18 protein-coding genes, 1 other RNA gene, 2 pseudogenes and 2 other annotated features are annotated in these 18,034 nt (G+C 42.3%); of the genes and pseudogenes, 4 read left to right on the top strand and 17 right to left on the bottom strand.

The annotated features are described in order from the left end of the window. Positions 1-2 precede the first annotated feature (2 nt). Both oppB and oppA read right to left on the bottom strand, forming a co-directional pair. Positions 3-938 carry an oligopeptide ABC transporter (permease) gene (gene oppB / locus BSU_11440; RefSeq protein ID NP_389026.1) on the bottom strand — a complete coding sequence of 312 codons (936 nt, stop codon included), beginning with the start codon at positions 936-938 and terminating at the stop codon, positions 3-5. A gap of 107 nt (positions 939-1,045) precedes the next feature. Continuing rightward, entirely contained in the window at positions 1,046-2,683 is a 1,638-nt protein-coding gene (oppA, locus tag BSU_11430; RefSeq protein NP_389025.1) for an oligopeptide ABC transporter (binding lipoprotein), read from the bottom strand. A 470-nt stretch (positions 2,684-3,153) separates the two neighbouring features. Here oppA and tboWA point away from each other — a divergent pair. Both tboWA and trpS read left to right on the top strand, forming a co-directional pair. Further along, positions 3,154-3,368: T-box riboswitch specific of tryptophan tRNA (tboWA, locus tag BSU_misc_RNA_13), an RNA gene on the top strand. A gap of 58 nt (positions 3,369-3,426) precedes the next feature. Further along, complete coding sequence (trpS, locus tag BSU_11420) at positions 3,427-4,419, top strand: tryptophanyl-tRNA synthetase (protein NP_389024.1); 993 nt, start codon at positions 3,427-3,429, stop codon at positions 4,417-4,419. Positions 4,420-4,453: 34 nt separating this feature from the next. Here the strand turns inward: trpS and yjbA are convergent, their stop codons facing one another. The 10 genes and pseudogenes from yjbA to fabHA all read right to left on the bottom strand — a co-directional run bounded on the left by yjbA (position 4,454) and on the right by fabHA (position 14,310). Then, positions 4,454-5,206, bottom strand: a complete 753-nt coding sequence (gene yjbA, locus BSU_11410) for a putative sporulation nucleic acid binding protein (protein ID NP_389023.1) — start codon at positions 5,204-5,206, stop codon at positions 4,454-4,456. A 204-nt stretch (positions 5,207-5,410) separates the two neighbouring features. Then, positions 5,411-6,322: an oligopeptide ABC transporter (permease) gene (gene appC / locus BSU_11400; RefSeq protein NP_389022.1), complete on the bottom strand. Its 912-nt coding sequence runs from the start codon at positions 6,320-6,322 to the stop codon at positions 5,411-5,413. Positions 6,323-6,338: 16 nt separating this feature from the next. Beyond that, on the bottom strand, positions 6,339-7,289 hold the full coding sequence (appB, locus tag BSU_11390) for an oligopeptide ABC transporter (permease) (RefSeq protein ID NP_389021.2): 951 nt from the start codon (positions 7,287-7,289) through the stop codon (positions 6,339-6,341). Between the two features lie 75 nt (positions 7,290-7,364). After that, positions 7,365-8,531, bottom strand: a sequence feature (Evidence 5: Unknown function; PubMedId: 7997159, 15588833, 26728191; Product type lp: lipoprotein). Further along, positions 7,365-8,531, bottom strand: a pseudogene (appAc, locus tag BSU_11382). Its footprint overlaps the feature before it by 1,167 nt. Further along, positions 8,531-8,995 (bottom strand) — a sequence feature (Evidence 5: Unknown function; PubMedId : 15588833, 25355936; Product type rc: receptor). (Overlaps the previous pseudogene by 1 nt.) Next, positions 8,531-8,995: pseudogene (appAn, locus tag BSU_11381) on the bottom strand. (Overlaps the previous feature by 465 nt.) The pseudogenes appAc and appAn overlap by 1 nt, the downstream one beginning before the upstream one ends. An 87-nt stretch (positions 8,996-9,082) precedes the next feature. Then, on the bottom strand, positions 9,083-10,072 hold the full coding sequence (gene appF, locus BSU_11370; RefSeq protein ID NP_389019.2) for an oligopeptide ABC transporter (ATP-binding protein): 990 nt from the start codon (positions 10,070-10,072) through the stop codon (positions 9,083-9,085). Then, positions 10,069-11,055, bottom strand: coding sequence for an oligopeptide ABC transporter (ATP-binding protein) (gene appD, locus BSU_11360; RefSeq protein ID NP_389018.1), 987 nt, complete (start codon positions 11,053-11,055; stop codon positions 10,069-10,071). Before appD ends, appF begins: the two co-directional genes overlap by 4 nt. A gap of 191 nt (positions 11,056-11,246) precedes the next feature. Further along, complete coding sequence (gene yjaZ / locus BSU_11350; RefSeq protein NP_389017.1) at positions 11,247-12,032, bottom strand: hypothetical protein; 786 nt, start codon at positions 12,030-12,032, stop codon at positions 11,247-11,249. A gap of 75 nt (positions 12,033-12,107) precedes the next feature. Continuing rightward, the gene (fabF, locus tag BSU_11340) at positions 12,108-13,349 is read right to left on the bottom strand and encodes a beta-ketoacyl-acyl carrier protein synthase II (involved in pimelate synthesis) (RefSeq protein NP_389016.1); all 1,242 of its coding nucleotides are present in this window, start codon (positions 13,347-13,349) and stop codon (positions 12,108-12,110) included. A gap of 22 nt (positions 13,350-13,371) precedes the next feature. Next, a complete protein-coding gene (gene fabHA, locus BSU_11330) occupies positions 13,372-14,310 on the bottom strand; it encodes a beta-ketoacyl-acyl carrier protein synthase III 1 (protein ID NP_389015.1) in 939 nt (312 codons plus the stop codon). A 164-nt stretch (positions 14,311-14,474) separates the two neighbouring features. On the opposite strand from fabHA, the gene yjzB reads away from it, so the two are divergent. After that, on the top strand, positions 14,475-14,714 hold the full coding sequence (gene yjzB, locus BSU_11320; RefSeq protein NP_389014.1) for a spore coat protein: 240 nt from the start codon (positions 14,475-14,477) through the stop codon (positions 14,712-14,714). Between the two features lie 29 nt (positions 14,715-14,743). Here yjzB and comZ read toward each other — a convergent pair whose 3' ends face one another. The 4 genes from comZ to yjaU form a co-directional block, all read right to left on the bottom strand. Next, on the bottom strand, positions 14,744-14,935 hold the full coding sequence (gene comZ, locus BSU_11310; RefSeq protein NP_389013.1) for a putative late competence gene: 192 nt from the start codon (positions 14,933-14,935) through the stop codon (positions 14,744-14,746). 14 nt (positions 14,936-14,949) lie between these two features. After that, positions 14,950-15,903, bottom strand: a complete 954-nt coding sequence (med, locus tag BSU_11300) for a positive regulator of comK (protein NP_389012.2) — start codon at positions 15,901-15,903, stop codon at positions 14,950-14,952. 90 nt (positions 15,904-15,993) lie between these two features. Beyond that, positions 15,994-16,551, bottom strand: coding sequence for a putative NAD(P) binding enzyme (gene yjaV, locus BSU_11290; RefSeq protein NP_389011.2), 558 nt, complete (start codon positions 16,549-16,551; stop codon positions 15,994-15,996). A gap of 81 nt (positions 16,552-16,632) precedes the next feature. Next, entirely contained in the window at positions 16,633-17,367 is a 735-nt protein-coding gene (gene yjaU / locus BSU_11280; protein ID NP_389010.1) for a hypothetical protein, read from the bottom strand. 248 nt (positions 17,368-17,615) lie between these two features. On the opposite strand from yjaU, the gene yjzD reads away from it, so the two are divergent. After that, positions 17,616-17,801: a forespore targeted protein gene (gene yjzD, locus BSU_11270; protein NP_389009.1), complete on the top strand. Its 186-nt coding sequence runs from the start codon at positions 17,616-17,618 to the stop codon at positions 17,799-17,801. 45 nt (positions 17,802-17,846) lie between these two features. Here yjzD and yjzC read toward each other — a convergent pair whose 3' ends face one another. Beyond that, on the bottom strand, positions 17,847-18,026 hold the full coding sequence (yjzC, locus tag BSU_11260; protein ID NP_389008.1) for a hypothetical protein: 180 nt from the start codon (positions 18,024-18,026) through the stop codon (positions 17,847-17,849). Between the last annotated feature and the right edge of the window lie 8 nt (positions 18,027-18,034).

The following is an 18,034-nucleotide window of genomic DNA, read 5'->3' as shown; positions in this document are numbered from 1 at the left end:
GCCTAGGCTCCTTTCTTTGCTTTGGAAAGCTTGATTCTTGGATCAATAATGCCGTATAACACATCTACGATTAATACACACAATAGCAAGATGACACTGAAGAACACCGTTACACCCATAATGACCGTATAATCACGGTTTGTAATACTGTTGACGAAGTGTGCACCAAGCCCCGGAATCCCAAAAATGGTTTCAATAATGAAGCTCCCCGTTAAGACCTGTGCGGCCATCGGGCCCATATATGTAACAACCGGCAAAAGTGCGTTTCGAATGGCGTGCCGCACTGTAACCGCTGGGCGGGAAAGCCCTTTCGCTTTCGCTGTGCGGATATAATCACTGTTTAACACTTCGATCATGCTTGAACGGGAAAGTCTGGCAATAAACGCCATCGGCATGGAAGCAAGTGCGATGGAAGGCAAAAAGGTGTATGCCCAGGAATCCCACCCCGCGACCGGAAACAGCCCAAGCTTCATGGAGAACACATATTGCAGAACAGCCGCCATGATAAAGCTCGGAACCGAAATACCAAATATCGTTAAAATCGCGACGGTATAATCCTGCCACTTATTATGGTAAAGGGCTGCAATGACCCCAAACAATACACCTAACGCTAAAGCGAGGAGAATAGCTTCTGCTCCAAGAGTAAATGAAACGGGGAAACCTGAACTGATCAGGTCGTTAACACTCTGACCTTTATATTTAAATGACGGTCCGAAATCCCACATTGCAACTGATTTCAAATAACTGACATATTGTACAAACAGCGGCTTGTCCAAGCCATAATGCGCATTTAAATTTGCTTCAATTTCAGGCGGAAGCTTTTTCTCACCTGAAAATGGCCCGCCCGGTGCTGCTTGCATTAAGAAGAATGTCACAGTTACAATCACAAATAGTGTGATAATCATATAGACTAAGCGTCTTCCGATATATTTTAGCAAGGGGGAACACCTCCATGGTTTTTACATTTTTATACTCCATCAGTAAGAAAGGTATATGGGGCTTTTCTCCCCATATACCTTGAGGTCTTTTATTTTCAGACGTAGCCTTATTTAAAATATGCGTTTCTGAAATAAACCTCACCAGTACCTGGCATGATAACACCTTTTAGGTTTTCATCCTGTACCCAAGTATCAGTATAGAAATAGATTGGGGCAACCGGCATTTCATCAATGAAAATACCTTCTGCTTTTTTCAGCAGCTCTGCACGTTTTGTTTTATCTGTTTCAGTTTGTGACTGATTCAGAAGCTTTTTGAATTCTGGATTTTCCCAGCCTGTATCGTTATTTCCTCCGTTTTTGTCGCGGAACAATTCAAGGAAGTTGATAGGATCATTGAAGTCGCCGAGCCAGCCCATACGGCCGATTTGATAATCTTGGCTGTGGAGCTTATCAATATAGACATTCCACTCTGAGTTATCAAGCTCAACATCAACGCCTAAATTTTTCTTCCACATTTCTTGTACTGCTTGAGCGATTTTCGCGTGTGCGTCATCAGTGTTGTAAGACAATTTGATTTTTGGCAAATCAGATGCCTTGCTTAAGCCCATTTCTTTTAGGCCTTTTTCAAGGTATTCTTTTGCTGTTTTGACATCATTGTCTTTGAAGTATCCTTCTTTGTTATCCTCAAATCCCTTCATTGTAGGCGGCACTGCAGCCATTGCCGGGATTTGCTCTCCTTGCGTAACGTTTTTAACAATCGACTGACGGTCAAGCGAATATGTTAAAGCTTTACGGATATTGACGTTGTCTAATGGCTTAGCTTCAGTGTTGAATTTGTACCAATACACTCCTGCAATCGGCTCAACATGTAAAGAACCGTCTTTTTTCAGGGTCGGCAGGGATTCTGTCGGAAGCTGTCCGAGCGGCATACCGGCCCAATCAAGTTCGCCAGCTTGGAATTTTTTTAGTTCCGTATTGTTATTGTTGATCATAACCATATCGATTTTCTTCAGTTTGACTTTGTCTTTATCCCAATACTGGTCATTTTTTTCGAGAGTAATAGAGCCGCTGTGTTTCCATGCCGTCATTTTGAACGGCCCGTTTGATACATAATCATCTCCGGCATTTGTATTCCACTTTTTATTTTTCTCTGCAATTTTCTTATTGATCGGCATATACGTATAGAACGCAGTTAATTCAGTGAAATATGGAGTCGGGTTATTTAATTCAACCTTCAGCGTTTTGTCATTCACAGCTTTTACTGCCACATCGTCTAGGCTGCCTTTTCCGGTATTCGCCGCTTCAGCACCTTTTATGTAGTAGAGCTGGTAAGCGTATTGTGATTCATTATTAGGGTCAAGCGCCCATTTCCAAGCATATTCAAAATCTTGTGCAGTTACAGGGTCTCCATTAGACCATTTCACACCATCACGAATGGTAAATGTATATGTCTTTCCGTCCTTGCTCGTTTCAATTTTAGAAGCCATGCCTTCTTCAGGCTCACCATCTGCATTGATACGTGTCAATCCTTCAAAAGTCTGACGGATAACACCGCCTGATACTGAATCATTTGCCAATCCCGGATGTAAGGAGAACGGCTCAGTTTTAATATTAATGTTAAGTGTCGTCTTTCCTTTACTGTCCTTTTTCCCTTCACCGTTTGATCCGCTGCCGCCAAAGCCGCACGCGCTCAGCACGAGAGTGAAAATGAGCATCAACGTGACAATCGACCAACGTTTTTTCATATTCGCAAACCCCCTAATAATAATTTTCAGCTCCTTACGGCTAAATCCTCAGAAATATCAGACAAATGAACCTGAGTTTCCACAACTTTTATTCTGTTCCGTCTTTTCTGATTATTTTTGTAAAAAAGCTGTAACAATAGAGTGAACAAGTTCATTATAATGAAACAAATAATTTATTGCAATATTATTTTATCAATTTAAAATATTTAAACTTCGTTAGTTTTTCTTCCATGAACATAATATCCTTCTACCATTTAAAGCATAAATTGATTAAAAACTTTTTCATGTGTTTTCTGCCCATATTGCTTTTTACATATAATATCTGCCTGTTTTTACGCTGATAGCAGTTATCATTTAAGGATTTTACAGCACTCGTGTTATTTATATTATTACAATTTTACTGGAAAAAAGAATGTTTTTTCATGATGACAATTGGTTATAATTGATTTATAATGAAGCAATCAAAAGAAAAGCTTGCTATGAAAAAGAGTAGTACACGTTTCACCTGTTTGAAGAGAGTCTGCGGTGCTGGGAGCAGATAACGGGCAATGTGGAATGGACTTTGGAGCAGCTGACCGAACTGGAAAAAAGTAGGCTCAGCCGGAGCAGTCTCCGTTACAAACGTCAGAGTGATTCCATTTTAATGGAATAATCAGGGTGGTACCACGGTTCATTCGTCCCTTTTTTACAGGGGAAGAATGAGCCTTTTTTATTATGTTTTAAGAAATGAGGTTGATGTTTTCATGAAACAAACGATTTTTTCAGGCATTCAGCCAAGCGGCTCAGTGACGCTCGGCAACTATATCGGTGCAATGAAGCAGTTTGTCGAACTGCAGCATGATTATAACAGCTATTTTTGCATCGTCGATCAGCATGCGATAACTGTTCCTCAAGACCGGCTTGAGCTTAGAAAGAATATCCGCAATCTCGCGGCGCTTTACTTAGCTGTCGGACTTGATCCAGAAAAAGCAACATTGTTTATTCAGTCAGAGGTCCCCGCACATGCGCAGGCCGGATGGATGATGCAGTGTGTCGCCTATATCGGCGAGCTTGAGCGGATGACTCAATTTAAGGACAAATCCAAAGGCAATGAAGCTGTCGTCTCCGGCCTGTTAACATATCCGCCGCTGATGGCCGCTGATATTCTGCTGTACGGAACGGATCTTGTACCTGTCGGCGAGGATCAAAAGCAGCACCTTGAGCTGACGCGGAATCTTGCAGAACGCTTCAACAAAAAATACAACGACATCTTTACGATTCCGGAAGTGAAAATTCCAAAAGTCGGTGCACGTATCATGTCTCTGAATGATCCGCTGAAGAAAATGAGCAAATCTGATCCGAATCAGAAAGCTTATATTACATTGCTGGATGAGCCGAAGCAGCTTGAAAAGAAAATCAAAAGCGCAGTAACGGATTCTGAAGGCATTGTCAAATTTGATAAGGAAAACAAACCGGGCGTTTCCAACCTTCTTACAATTTATTCAATCCTCGGCAATACGACAATTGAAGAGCTTGAAGCAAAGTACGAAGGAAAAGGCTACGGCGAGTTTAAAGGTGATTTGGCAGAAGTCGTAGTGAACGCATTAAAACCGATCCAGGACCGCTATTACGAGCTGATAGAATCTGAAGAATTAGACCGGATTCTTGATGAAGGCGCGGAACGAGCGAATCGGACAGCAAACAAAATGCTGAAAAAAATGGAGAATGCCATGGGTCTTGGAAGAAAAAGACGCTAATCAAAAAACCGCTCTTTGCAAAGAGCGGTTTTTTTCAGTTGACCTTTGATTCGTTTTCCATTTCCCAAAGCTTTTCGAAAAAAGGCTGTCCTTTTATTAGGTTTTCGCAAAAAGCTAGGTGTTTGTCCGACCAGCCTTCAATTGTTTCGTTATACAGCATGTCCCAAATCTCTTCAAAGCTCATCCTTTTGATTTGTTCATACATATGCGGATTCCACTCTGTGTACCAGTAGCCAATTTCCGCTCGGTTTTTCAGCCCTTTTAATTGGTCAAGCGCCATAAACATCAGCTGCTTAATTTGCCGTTCTTTTCTTGTCAGTCCTCTGACATGTTCTGGTGCTAATGATAAGATGTGATATTCCTTGGAGGATTCCAGCTTCTTTGGCTCAAATTCATATGTTTCAGGCTCTACATCTTTTACCATTTCATAAACGAGCTGCTCCTGTCTTGGGATTAGACGGCTTTTTCTGACAGGGATCGTGTAGCCGATCGTGTCAACAGCTAAAATGCCGATTCCGTCTGTTACGACAAAACAATACTCAAGCTTTGTCCGCTCATGATTTTTTCGAATGTACGATTTCTGATGTACGTCTTCAAGCAAACCTTTCGGAAGCTCTGACAAATCGTTTTCTATGTAATGAAACAGTACTGACGGCACCCTTAACAGCGGCACCTGATCCAAAAGCTCAACCGTATCTTCCTTGCGCCATTCGTGAAAGTGGCATACATTGTAGCCATTTTCTTCCCCTTCAAACCAATTGACCCACACATCATGAAGAAATAACATCTCTAACCCCTCACTTTTATAAAAACTGTTGTCCACAGTATAGGCAAGGGATAGAGAAATTATTCCAAAGAGATTGAGGAAATCTGGAATCACTGGGTTTATGTAAGAATCATAAAAAGCAGATCTCTTTGTATATTTTCTGACTAAAGGAGACCTGCTTTTTTCTGATTTGGTGATATTTTATAACAGATATGATATTCATTTTTATTTAATATTTTTCGGGTCAAGCGCATCCCGCAGGCCATCACCGACAAAGTTGAAGCATAAAACGGTCATTAAAATAAATAGCCCGGGAAATAACGGGTACCACCATGCTTGAATCATTACTGTGAAATTCTGTGCGTCTTGAAGCATGTTCCCCCAGCTAGCGATTGGCGGCTGGATTCCAAAGCCCAAGTAGCTTAGCGCCGATTCAGCTAGAATAACAGACCCAACTTTCAGCGTAGCTGACACGATAATCGGCCCTAACGCATTGGGCAGGATATGAGAAAAAATAATTTTGTGCGTTTTTGTTCCAATTGTTTTAGCAGCAAGAACATATTCCCTTGAACGGAGCGACAAGAATTCTCCCCTTACTAATCGTGCTGTTGTGGTCCATCCTGTGAGACAGAAAATTAAAATCAATTTGTCCACACCCGGCTTGAAGATGGTGACCAGCGTGATCAACAAGAAAATATCAGGAATGGATAACACAATGTCAACTACACGCATAATGACAGCATCCACTATTCCTCTGAAATATCCGGCTAATGCTCCTAAAACCGTTCCGATCAAAATCGAACCGACTACGGACGCAAATCCAACCAATAAAGAGACACGCGCTCCATATAGGATCCGGCTGAAAATATCACGTCCAAATTTATCCGTTCCCATCAGATGTTCAAGGCCCGGCGCCTTATATTTATCAAGCAGGCTTTGCTGCTCTTGGGGATAAGGTGCAATTAAAGGGGCGAAAACAGCAGACATAATAATGATAAAAAGAATAACGGCACCTAAAATGGCCAGTTTGTTTTTCGAGAATTTTTCCCAGAAAATCTTTGTCATTGTTTCTGGCTTTTTCGAAATATTTTCTTTCAGCCTGATCTCCGGCGAGGGAGTTGTTTGCAGCTCTGACATCTCTGTTTCCCTCCTTTTAATATTCGATCCGCGGATCAACAATCGCGTAAAGGATGTCTGCAATGAGGTTTCCGACAACGACAAGAACCGCCGAGATCACAGTCATTGCCATGATAACCGGATAATCGCGCTGGAATGCTGAATCGACAAACAGCTTTCCTAATCCCGGCCAAGTGAAAATTTGTTCGACAACGACAGATCCGCCGATAAATGAAGGAATCATCAAACCGAAAATTGTAATGACGGGTAATAATGCATTCCTCAATCCATGTTTAAATAGCACTCTGTTCTCTTTAAATCCTTTTGCTCTCGCTGTGCGAATATAATCTTGATTTAATACATCAAGCATATTGGATCTCGTGTATCTCGTCAGTCCGGCCATGTCAGCTGTAGCTAGAACGAATGCAGGCAGAATTAAATGATGAATCCGGTCAAATATATTGAATTCGGTATTCAGTGTCTCGACACCCCCAGTTGGAAACCAGCCGAGATTTACCGATAACACCATAATCAAAATTAATCCAAACCAAAAGTTTGGAATAGCCAGGCCTATAAACGAGGTAAATGTAATGCCATAGTCGATTTTTGAATACGGCCGCTTTGCCGACAGGACACCGAACGGAATAGAAATCATAAGAGCCAAAATCGTTGAAACCAGCATCAGCAGGAGCGTATTGGGTAGTCTTGCCATAATCAATTCTGAAACAGGCGTTCCTTTTCTGACAATAGACGTTCCGAAATCACCCTGCACCATGTTGCCTAGCCACTTTAAATATTGAACGTACTGAGGATCATTCAGACCGTATTTTTCAATAAACTGCTCTCTGTCAGCCTGGCTGATTTTCGGGTCCATCATTAATGTCATCGGATCTCCGGGCGCGGCTTTCATGATAACAAATGATAAAATCGTAATTCCCAATAAAATCGGGATAGACATTAAGGTTCTTCTGATAATATATGCAGCCATATACTTGTCCCCCTTTACTTTCCTTATTAAAAACAGAAGAGGGAGAAAACGCTCTCCCTCCCCTTTAAGGGAAATTTATTTTGCAAGCCACCATTTTTCAATATTATACAAATCACGTTTCGGATGATATTTGTATCCTTCAAGATTTTCCGGCATTGCCATATGGTTGTTAGGATAATACAAGAACGTATACGGCTGATCTTCCGCAATTTTTTGATAGATTTGCTCATATTCTTTTGAATACTGCTTTCTGTCACTGATTGATTTTGCATCTTTCATGAGTTTATCCGCTTCGGCATTTTTATACCAAACGTAGTTCAAACCCTTTTTAATCTGGCTTGAATGGAAAATATCATATTGATCCGGGAATGTGGATAAACTCCATCCCATGACCATTGCATCAAAATCCCAATTCGGAGGATTCATTTGTTCAACGAGAGCGCTCCATTCAACGATCTGGGTTTTCACTTCAATGCCGATTTTTTTCAGCTGTTCCTGAACGACGACAGCGATGTCTTCACGGACTTTGTTTCCTTGGTTCGTTTTAAGGGTAAACGAGAATTTCTTTCCGTCTTTATCCAGAATGCCGTCACCGTTCGTATCTTTCCAGCCGGCTTCTGCAAGCATCTGTTTCGCTTTTTTCTCGTTGTACTCAAATTTCGGAACATCTATATCTTTAGGATAGTTCCAAGATAAAGGGCTTTCCGGAATGTAAGCTACCTCGCCGTCTCCATCTAATACTTGGCTGACGATTGACTCGCGGTCAAGAGCGGTTGTTAGCGCTTGACGAACCTTTTTATCCTTGAATAATTCATTTTTTTCATTCCACCCGATGTACACATAACTTAATGCCAAATCAGTAACGATTTTTAGGTTGTTGAATTTTTCAGCCGTTTTGTAGTCAGTGGCGGGCACATTAAAGAAATTAATATCGCCTGCCTGCAGCTGAGCAACGGCAGCATTTGCGTCAGGAATGACTTTATACGTCACAGTATCTAAATACGGTCTTCCTTCAAAGTAATCATCATTCGCTTCGAGCTTAATATATTGGCCCTGCTTCCATTCCTTAAACTTAAATGGTCCTGAACCGATTGGTTTCTTTCTGTTAAACTCATTTTCTTCTAAATCAGCAATCGGAACATTACCGAGAATATGTTTCGGCAGAATAGCTGTGCTGTCTAACGCATTGTTGTAGAAATTACCGTCTTTATATTTCAGCTTAAACAAGACTTCGTAATCGCCTTTTTTTCTACGGATTTCAGCATTTCATATGTTGAACCGCGTTCTCCCTTGTAATCTTTGCTTAAAGGGACACTGTACGTAAATACGACGTCGTCTGCAGTCAGTTCTTTTCCGTCATGAAACTTAACGCCTTTTTTAATTTTCACATCATATGCAAGGCCGCCGTCTAATTCTTTAATGCTTTCAGCGAGTGACAATTTCACATTTAGTTTTTCATCCGTTTTCGTTAAAAAGCTGTACAGCATATTTTCAATATCCGTACTTGCGTCATCGGTAGAATACAGAGAGTTAAAAAGTGTGGGTTCTCCGATTGAACCAACAACCAAATCCCCGCCTTGCTGCGGTTTGCCTGCTGATTTTTTCGCGCTGCTGTTGCTTGATTTTGATCCCGAGCAGGCTGATAAAAAGATGGCCAGAACCATCAATACACTTAGCATCATCAGTGCGGTTTTCCGTCTTTTCATTAGATATTCCCCCTCTTGAAATGTTCGTTCTTCTAGGCTGTTGTTTATGTAGTGTGCATACCCCCTCTCAAAGCTGTGCGGGCAACATTAGCTATAAAGGTGACAAGCCACAAAGTGGCTGGGAGCAGCTTCTTTAAATTCTGGTATTTGTTCCTTGCATATCGGTTTTGCAACAGGACATCTTGTGTGGAATACGCAGCCTTTTGGCGGGTTGGCCGGACTAGGCAGTTCTCCCTTCAGGACAATGCGTTCACGTTTGACAGAACCTCTTTTTCTTGTAACCGGAACGGAGGATAAAAGCGCTTGGGTATATGGGTGAAGCGGGTTGTCATAAAGCTCATGCTTGCCGGTCAGTTCCATCATTTTGCCAAGATACATTACTCCGACTCTGTCGCTGATATGGCGGACGACACTCAGATCATGAGAGATAAATAGATACGTAAGATTAAATTCTTCCTGTAATTCCTCCATCAAGTTAATCACTTGGGCCTGAATGGATACATCAAGTGCGGAAACCGGCTCATCTGCAATGATCAGCTCTGGATTCAAAGTGAGTGCTCTGGCAATGCCGATCCGCTGACGCTGGCCGCCTGAAAACTCATGGGGATAACGGCCGGCAAACGACGGGTGAAGCCCTACTCTTGCAAGCAGCTCTTCAACTTTTTCGTTTCGTTCACGCATGGTATACATGTTGTGCGTATTAAACGGCTCCTTTATGATGGAACGCAGGGTCTTTCTCGGGTTTAACGAAGCAAATGGATCTTGGAAAACCATTTGAATATTTTTGCGGACACTCTTCCGCAGCTTCTCCTCTGACAGATTGGAAATATCCTGCCCTTTAAAAAGAATTTGGCCCTCTGTCGGTTTGTACAGTCTGATCATCGTTCTGCCGGCAGTCGATTTTCCGCAGCCCGACTCTCCAACGATTCCGAGTGTTTCTCCTTTTTTTAACGAAAATGAAACACCATCCACCGCTTTTACATCACCGACTTTTCTTTGAAAAAGGCCTGACCGGATCGGAAAGTATTTTTTTACGTCACGAAGCTCTAAGATTGTTTCTTGATTAGCTGCTGTCATGATTGTTCGGCACCCTCTTCCTCATATAAAAAGCATCTCACCGTTCTTCCGCTTTTGTGTGTCAAAAGCGAAGGCTGATTTGTCCAGCACTTATCCATAGCTTTCGGGCACCTTGGGGCAAAACGGCACCCCGGCGGCAGATTATCCGGTGTAGGCACACTGCCTTTAATCGCATTTAATTTATCAATCTCTCCATCTATAACAGGAATTGACGTAAGCAGGCCTTCTGTATACGGATGAAGCGGTTCTAAAAATAAGTCATCAACAGTGGCGTTTTCTACGACTTGTCCGCAGTACATGACAATCACTCTATCGGCAGCTTCAGACACGACACCTAAGTCGTGTGTGATGAGAAGAATCGATGTATTGAACTTCTGACAGAGATCTTTCATGAGCTCCAGCACCTGGGCTTGTATTGTCACGTCCAGCGCTGTCGTTGGTTCATCAGCAATGAGCAGTTTAGGATTACAGCTCAGTGCGATGGCAATCATCACCCTCTGTCTCATACCGCCGGACAGCCGATGCGGGTACTCCTTCATAATTTGCTCCGCCCGGGAGAAACCGACCATCTGCAAGAGTTCAACAGCTCGTTGACGGGCTTCTTTTTTCTTCATGTTTTTATGGTAAATCAGCACTTCGGTAATTTGTTCTCCGATTGTTAACACCGGATTAAGGGAGGTCATTGGTTCCTGAAAGATCATGGATACTTCGTTACCGCGGATTTTGCAATAATCGTTTTCAGTGAATGAGGTGAGGTCTTTGTCTTCGAGTTTAATAGAGCCGTCCATGATTTTTCCGCCTGAGCTTTGGACGAGGCCCATAATTGATAAAGAAGTAATGCTTTTTCCGGAGCCCGATTCACCTACAAGCGCGACGGTTTCGCCTTTGCTGATGTGAAAATCGACTCCGTCAACCGCAGGGATCGGCTCCTTTTTCCTGAAAAAATAAGTCTTTAAATTATTCACTTCTAAAAGTGTGCTCATGCTAGCTCCCCTTTCCCCCCTCTTGTTGTCAAACGTTTTCAAGAGAAAGCAATCCCTTTATTCAGAAATAATAAATAATATTGAATTATCGAAAAATTTTATAGTTGTATATTATTACAATCATTTTGCAAAATCAAGAATTTTTTAGGATAAATGTAATATTATTAATGAAATTCCATTATTTTATCCTTTTAAAGCATTGCATCCAAAAAGGTCTCAGCAGGAATGGACAGCCCGTCTGCGGTGCTTGCCTTGCTGGCGGTTAAATATTTTTTTACAATATTGAATCCAACTGCGTATCCAAGCATTTTTGGCTGATATCCTTTGCCGAATAACAGCTGGGGAAATAATCGATTATCCCGTTTGATATCCCGATGGGGCGCAATCTTTTTTTCATATAAAGCCTGAAGCTGTTCCGGTGTATACCAAGTCGTCCATTCAGCCGTTTGACTTCGGCCGAACCTCTCATAAACAGCATATTCCGCCAGCCCTTCCATGATGATTGTATCAAGTAATGTGACATCCTTTTCCTCTTTTGTCAGATGACCTAACCGGCAAACGTGATGATACTCATGCGTCATAAGGGCAGATACCGACCCAAAATCTAAATCTGACGAAAGAAAAAGGAACATTTTGTCTTGAAAGGCGAGTCCTGATTTTGATCCGAATTCTAAACGGATTCTCCTGTTTCGTTCATCAACCGGCAGCGTAACAATTGGTACATCAGGACCTTGCCATTTGTTTTTGAGGTACTGTTCTTCCTTTTGGATATGTCCGTAAAAACCTTTTTCCTTCAGCTTGGAAACCGTCTGAATACCCTCTTTTATGTTTTTAAACATCCCATGATGCTGAAGATGCCCCAGAATGCCCTTCCAGTTCTTTTTCTCCGCACCTGAAAAAAGCGGGATAATGTAATGCGCCAAATCATCTATTGAACCGGCCTTCCTGAGCCAGCTATATGTTTGTTCTACACTCATGTGATCGCCTCCTCTTTTAATCCTATGCACACAAAAAAAACCGGCTACCCTTTAAGGGCAGCCGGTTTGGCTTGATTATGATTGATATTTTTTAAAGATTAATGTTGCGTTGTGTCCGCCGAATCCTAATGAGTTGCTGAGAACATAATTAAGTTCCTGTCTGCGGGCTTCATCAGGCACATAATCCAAATCACATTCTTCGTCAGGTGTTTGAATATTGATTGTCGGCGGAATCACGCCTTCTTTAATGGCCAGGATAGAGAAAATGGCTTCAATACCGCCGGCTGCTCCTAAGAGGTGGCCTGTCATCGATTTTGTAGAGCTTACCGCAAGTTTATGCGCATGCTCGCCAAAAACGGTCTTAATCGCCATTGTTTCGTATTTGTCGTTGTAATACGTGCTTGTCCCGTGAGCATTGATGTAATCAATTTCTTCAGGTGCAATGCCTGCATCTTTAATGGCTTCTTGCATCGCTCTCGCTCCGCCTTCACCGTCTTGGGCCGGCGCTGTGATATGATAAGCGTCTCCGGTTGAGCCGTAGCCGACAATTTCTCCGTAAATTTTAGCGCCGCGGGCCAGGGCATGCTCAAGTTCTTCAAGAACGATAATCCCTGCACCTTCCCCCATGACAAAGCCATCACGGTTTTTATCAAACGGGCGGCTCGCTGTTTTCGGATCTGGATTAGTAGACAGCGCTTTGTTGGCACTAAAGCCGGCGAATGACATTCTTGTCAGCGGCGCTTCTGTTCCGCCTGTGACCATCACGTCTGCATCACCGCGCTGAATAACCTTAAACGCGTCACCGATGGAGTTCGTTCCTGTAGCACATGCTGTAACCGTACAAGAGTTCACCCCTTTTGCTCCTAATGCAATAGAAATCTGGCCTGTCGCCATGTCAGGAATCATCATTGGCACGAAAAACGGGCTTACCCGTCTTGGGCCTTTTGTTAAGAAGATTTCAAATTGAGACTCTAGTGTTTCAAGTCCTCCGATACCGGAGCCTACCCAAACACCGACTCTCGGCGCGATCTCATCGGTAATGTTAAGATCTGCATCTTCAACCGCCATTTTCGCAGCCACAACCGCATATTGTGTAAAGCGGTCCATTTTTCTGGCTTCTTTTTTATCCATATAATCTTCAACATTAAAATCTTTTAATTCAGCGGCAACTTTTGCCGGATATTCTTCAGCGTCAACACGAGTGATCGGACCGATTCCGGACACACCGTTGATTGCGTTATTCCAACTTGTATCGACGTCGTTGCCAAGTGGAGATAATGCTCCAAGTCCTGTAACAACTACTCTTTTTTTAGTCATCTTGTGTGCACCTCACCTTTTTTTATCGGCCCCAGCGGATTGCAATGGCGCCCCATGTTAGTCCTCCGCCGAACCCTACCATAACGACCACATCGCCGTCTTTGATTTTACCGGCTTCCAATTCTTCTACAAGAGAGATCGGAATGGATGCGGCAGAAGTATTTCCATATTTATGAACAGTTTTAGACATCTTTTCGACAGGAAGCTCTAAACGCTCGCGAGCAGCTTCCATGATACGGATGTTCGCCTGATGCGGAATCAAAAAGTCGACATCCTCTTTTGAAAGTCCGGCTTTTTCAATGACATTTACGCATGATTCTCCCATTTGGCGGACTGCAAATTTGAAAACTTCTCGTCCATTCATGATTGTATGTCGTTTTTCATTCAGATACAAGTGCTGACCGCCTGTGCCGTCGGCTCCTAGTTCAAATGAAAGGATTCCTCTGTCATCACTGACTGGCCCGACTACCGCAGCGCCTGCTCCGTCTCCAAACAGAACGGCTGTATTGCGGTCTTCCCAGTCGGTAATGCTTGAGAGCTTCTCTACACCAACAACTAGAACATGCTTGTAGGTTCCGGATTCAATAAATTGTTTACCGGTTACAACCCCGTACATGAAGCCCGCACAAGCCGCGCTGATATCCATAGCACACGCTTTCTTCGCGCCGAGTTGTTCTTGAATCATACAAGAGACCGTAGGGAATGACTGATCAGGTGTAACAGTTGCAACCAAGATCATATCCAGATCCTCAGCAGCCACTTCAGCTTGTTCCAGCGCATTTTTCGCTGCTGCAACAGCCATATGTGATGAAAACACATCATCTGCTGCGATTCTTCTTTCTTCTATTCCTGTTCTTGTACGAATCCACTCGTCAGAAGTTTCAACCATTTTTTCAAGATCATGATTTGTTAAAACCTTCTCAGGAATGTAACGTCCAACACCAAGTATTCCAGCTTTCATTAGGGAAGACTCCTTTATATCTTAAATTTAGAAGATCAATCAGGTTGTGATCAATTATTAGTATCAGGTACTAATTCTATCCTATTTTTTTTCACATGGCAATATATTCGTCTAAACTATCAGTTCATCTTACTCATAGAGTATGGTATATGGAAAGGAGGCGTATGCAGTTGGATGTGTTTTCAAGAATGATGTTCGGCGATGCAGCAAAACCAACAGAAGAGAAGGAGGAGGAACAGCAAGAGGAAGTTTCTCAGGTTTCTCAGACAAACGACGAAGAGACGATTAATTACATGCATATTATGGACCAAATCGGTTCAATTATGAACTCTCTTGATCAAATCAAGCCCGCTTTAAAGGAGCTTGCGCCCATGCTCTCCGCTATTAAAAAGAAAATCATGTGAAAAGCCACTTTCAAAAAAGTGGCTTCTTCTTATTCTGTTTCAGATTTAGCGTCAGACTTGCCAAGCTCATAAGCTTCCGCCATTACCGTTGTAAATAGATTCATAAACGGCTGGATGGCCTCCATTGAGAGCTCAATGCCTGATTTCTCAAGCTGTTCTTTCGCTTCAGGGAGATATTTCATGGCAATTTGCAAGAATTCAAGTGATTTTTCGTGCTGCATGTGACGTCACTCCATTACTCGTTTTTTGGCAGCTCGCCTGTTTTGTTGTATGTTTTGATCAGCTTGGCGATTCTTTGCTGAAAGTCTTGATCGACGAGCGGGCTGAATGTTCCCATCTCAACGACTCCCGTGTTCAGGTCGTAGTAATGATCGCCGCCCTCAAGGGTGCCTTTATTAAATTGTTCAGCAATGATTTCATAGGCCTTGTCCACATTTTGCACCGTGCTGGTTAATACGGTATTCTCGCCCAGATCCGATTGATCTGTGACGTAGCCTATGGCATAAAGACCGTCTTTTTTGATTTGCTGAATAACAGGAACATTATACCCGTCTCCGGCGGGATACACAACATCCGCGCCTTCGTTCTTCATTTTCTGATAAAGCTTTACTGCTGTTGTATCATCATCCCAATGATCCGTATATTTCGTATTTACCTCTATATCCGGATTTTCATACTTGGCCCCTTTGATAAAACCGTCAACCTCAGGCTGCCACGTAAAGGAAGCAATTACACCGACCTGATTCGTTTTCGACATATGGGCAGCAGTCATTCCTCCAAAAAAGCCCATTGCTTCCCCGCTAAAATGGACACTTGTTACATTATCAGCTTTCGCTTTCGCATTGGAAATGACGAATTCCATATCTGGATAATCTTCGCCGACCAAGTTAAACACCTCAGCATATTCACTCCCATGGCCGTAGAGCAGATTGACGCCCCTCTTATGAAAATCCTCAATCGCATTTATGATATCTTCTTCTGTTTTAACGCCTTCTTTATAATAGACGTCCACATTGTATTTGGATTGTATATTCAGTAATCCTTTATACCCTTTTGTGCCCCATACGAGGTCATTAATCGTATCAGGAAAGAGCATGCCGACCTTCTCAATTTTTCCTTTGAACGGAGTTTGTCCACATCCACTCAATAAAAGGAGGACAGAAAAGATCATGACAAGCCTTGTGATCAAGTCATGTTCAACTCCTTTTGACAAGCTATAACATGTATTATTTTTATACGTTTATTGTATCTAGAAAACTCGAAACATGGAAGGTTTTTCTTAATATTTGTCGAAAATTGATGAAAATTGTCTTTTCCACTCGATAATTTTTGTTTTTGCTTCTTCTTTTGAGGTTTTCTCTGTGACTTGCAATTCAAAAAGCTGATCTTTGCTATGACGGCTTGGTTCTAACAGGAATCTCAGCAACTCGTCAGCCACGTCGTTTGTGTAATAGCCGTCTTCCTCTGTTTCTTCTTTCCATGGCCCGTACATTTTCGGCAGGATCACGGTTTTTTCCGAGCCTGTTTTTTCACGTTTATCCCATTCTTTTCGGTCTTCTTCATATACTAAAATATAAGGAGAATCATATTGGTCTAAAGGCAAAAAACTTCCGAACTGGATACAAATTGTATCATAATTTTGGTCTCCAATGTGTTCAAGCTGGCGAAAGAGTTCATTTCTCCCAAGCCACATGAGTCTTTCTTCTAAGTACATTTGTCTCATTTTATCTTCTGTTTCCGCCAGAACAACGTCAACATGTATGCCTTCATCCATCATTCGCTCACATAATGAAAGGCCGAAAAATTCGTCCGCACCTACAATCAGCGTTGATTCCATTGCATCTGCCGCCCTTCCGGTTTTTCATTTCCCAAAACAAAACAGCCTCCGCAAAAGAGAAGGCTGTTGTCATTATATTCTCTATAATTCTTTTTCATGACTATGAAAGAATTTGCAAATTGATGCATAAATTCTGCTTGGATGCTCAAATAAATGAAATGTCATGTCGACCGGTGAGCCTTGCTTTTGCTGTTTTTCCTTGAAAACTTCCGCATGTACGCTGTAGGGATATGGAGCTCCGGTCATACGCTGCCATATATGAACCGGTACGCCGCTCGGGTAGCTTTGAATTGTTTTATAACGAATCGCTTCCGCTTCTTTTTCAGAAATTCCGTAGCTTTTCGATACTTCTTTCAAAAATTGCTTATAGAAAAATTTATTTTCTTTTTCCGATTCATAATGTGCCTGAAGATCGAGACAAGGATTCAACATTGCGGCTGAGCGGATATGATCCGGGGAAAAACGAAGCAGTTCATCGGCCACGAGAGCACCCATGCCTTCTGCTAAAATATGAATCTTCGGATTGAGGATTTCCTGCTTCAGCACAGAATGTATCAGCTGTTTGGCATAGGTGACTGCTTTTTCCGCCCCCCAATGCCTTCCGAACAGATTGCTGTTAAAAAGAGTGTATCCTTCATTCATCAACATGCTCAGAAGCTGATTTCTGCCATAATGCTGCTGCCAAAAGCTTGAATCATGTCCGACAAAGTGGGTTCTGTCCCCCAAGATAAAGATGCCGAAGCCGTTCGGGCGATAGGGCAGATGAATGACATTATGCTCCGTTCCCAGTTGAAAGTATCTTTCCGTTATTCCCATCGCTTGCCCGCCTCCTTTCACACTTCATCTCACGCTATCTTATGTAAATAGAAAAGAAACGAATAAGGTAAAGTCCTAGCCTTTTACATTTTTGGCTATTATACTGATTGACGTTTTATATTTTACCATTAAAGTGTGACGAATCAGACTCTTTTGTCACCTCACTTTCTGCTAAAATTGGATTCCCCCTTCGCTTTTTGTATGGTATGATAACTTTTAGAATAGAATGAGAAGGACGAGGTGGAAACGTGCGATATATTATTGCCTTTATTTGGACGTTCCTTTTATCACATATGGCATGCTACTTGGTTGCAAGCATGAACAGCGTTACGTATAATTTCAAAACATCATCTGTCATTGCTGTTGTACTGTATGTCTTAATCATGGTTTTAGCAGAAATCATGCCTATGAACAAAAATGCAAGCCAGCATTAAAAAGCCAAAAACCCAAAACATTTATTGTTTTGGGTTTTTTAGTGGTCACGGCTTTCTTTTGTAGGTCCACAGCCGGTTGTGGTTTGATGTTTCGGGGAACATTTCCCCTGCTGACAGATGGACCTTTTGAGGGTTTTTAACCATGCTCCCTGTCTCGCCGATTTCTACGTAGACACCGTTATTAGGCGCTTTCTGTCCGGGCCGGAATTGGTGCTGCTGTCCCACTGTTTTTC

Source organism: Bacillus subtilis subsp. subtilis str. 168 (genome assembly GCF_000009045.1).
GTDB lineage: Bacteria > Bacillota > Bacilli > Bacillales > Bacillaceae > Bacillus > Bacillus subtilis.
This window is presented reverse-complemented; position numbering and strand designations above follow the sequence as displayed.

Coding starts and splice junctions, on each gene's coding strand:
- yjbA (NP_389023.1), bottom strand. CDS start 5,206: ATGTTATTTCTTCATGATGTGTGGGTCAATTGGTTTGAAGGGGAAGAA.
- comZ (NP_389013.1), bottom strand. CDS start 14,935: ATGCAGCACGAAAAATCACTTGAATTCTTGCAAATTGCCATGAAATAT.
- trpS (NP_389024.1), top strand. CDS start 3,427: ATGAAACAAACGATTTTTTCAGGCATTCAGCCAAGCGGCTCAGTGACG.
- yjaV (NP_389011.2), bottom strand. CDS start 16,551: ATGGAATCAACGCTGATTGTAGGTGCGGACGAATTTTTCGGCCTTTCA.
- appB (NP_389021.2), bottom strand. CDS start 7,289: ATGGCTGCATATATTATCAGAAGAACCTTAATGTCTATCCCGATTTTA.
- yjaZ (NP_389017.1), bottom strand. CDS start 12,032: ATGAGTGTAGAACAAACATATAGCTGGCTCAGGAAGGCCGGTTCAATA.
- appC (NP_389022.1), bottom strand. CDS start 6,322: ATGTCAGAGCTGCAAACAACTCCCTCGCCGGAGATCAGGCTGAAAGAA.
- fabHA (NP_389015.1), bottom strand. CDS start 14,310: ATGAAAGCTGGAATACTTGGTGTTGGACGTTACATTCCTGAGAAGGTT.
- appD (NP_389018.1), bottom strand. CDS start 11,055: ATGAGCACACTTTTAGAAGTGAATAATTTAAAGACTTATTTTTTCAGG.
- yjzB (NP_389014.1), top strand. CDS start 14,475: ATGCAGTTGGATGTGTTTTCAAGAATGATGTTCGGCGATGCAGCAAAA.
- oppA (NP_389025.1), bottom strand. CDS start 2,683: ATGAAAAAACGTTGGTCGATTGTCACGTTGATGCTCATTTTCACTCTC.
- fabF (NP_389016.1), bottom strand. CDS start 13,349: ATGACTAAAAAAAGAGTAGTTGTTACAGGACTTGGAGCATTATCTCCA.
- appF (NP_389019.2), bottom strand. CDS start 10,072: ATGACAGCAGCTAATCAAGAAACAATCTTAGAGCTTCGTGACGTAAAA.
- yjaU (NP_389010.1), bottom strand. CDS start 17,367: ATGGGAATAACGGAAAGATACTTTCAACTGGGAACGGAGCATAATGTC.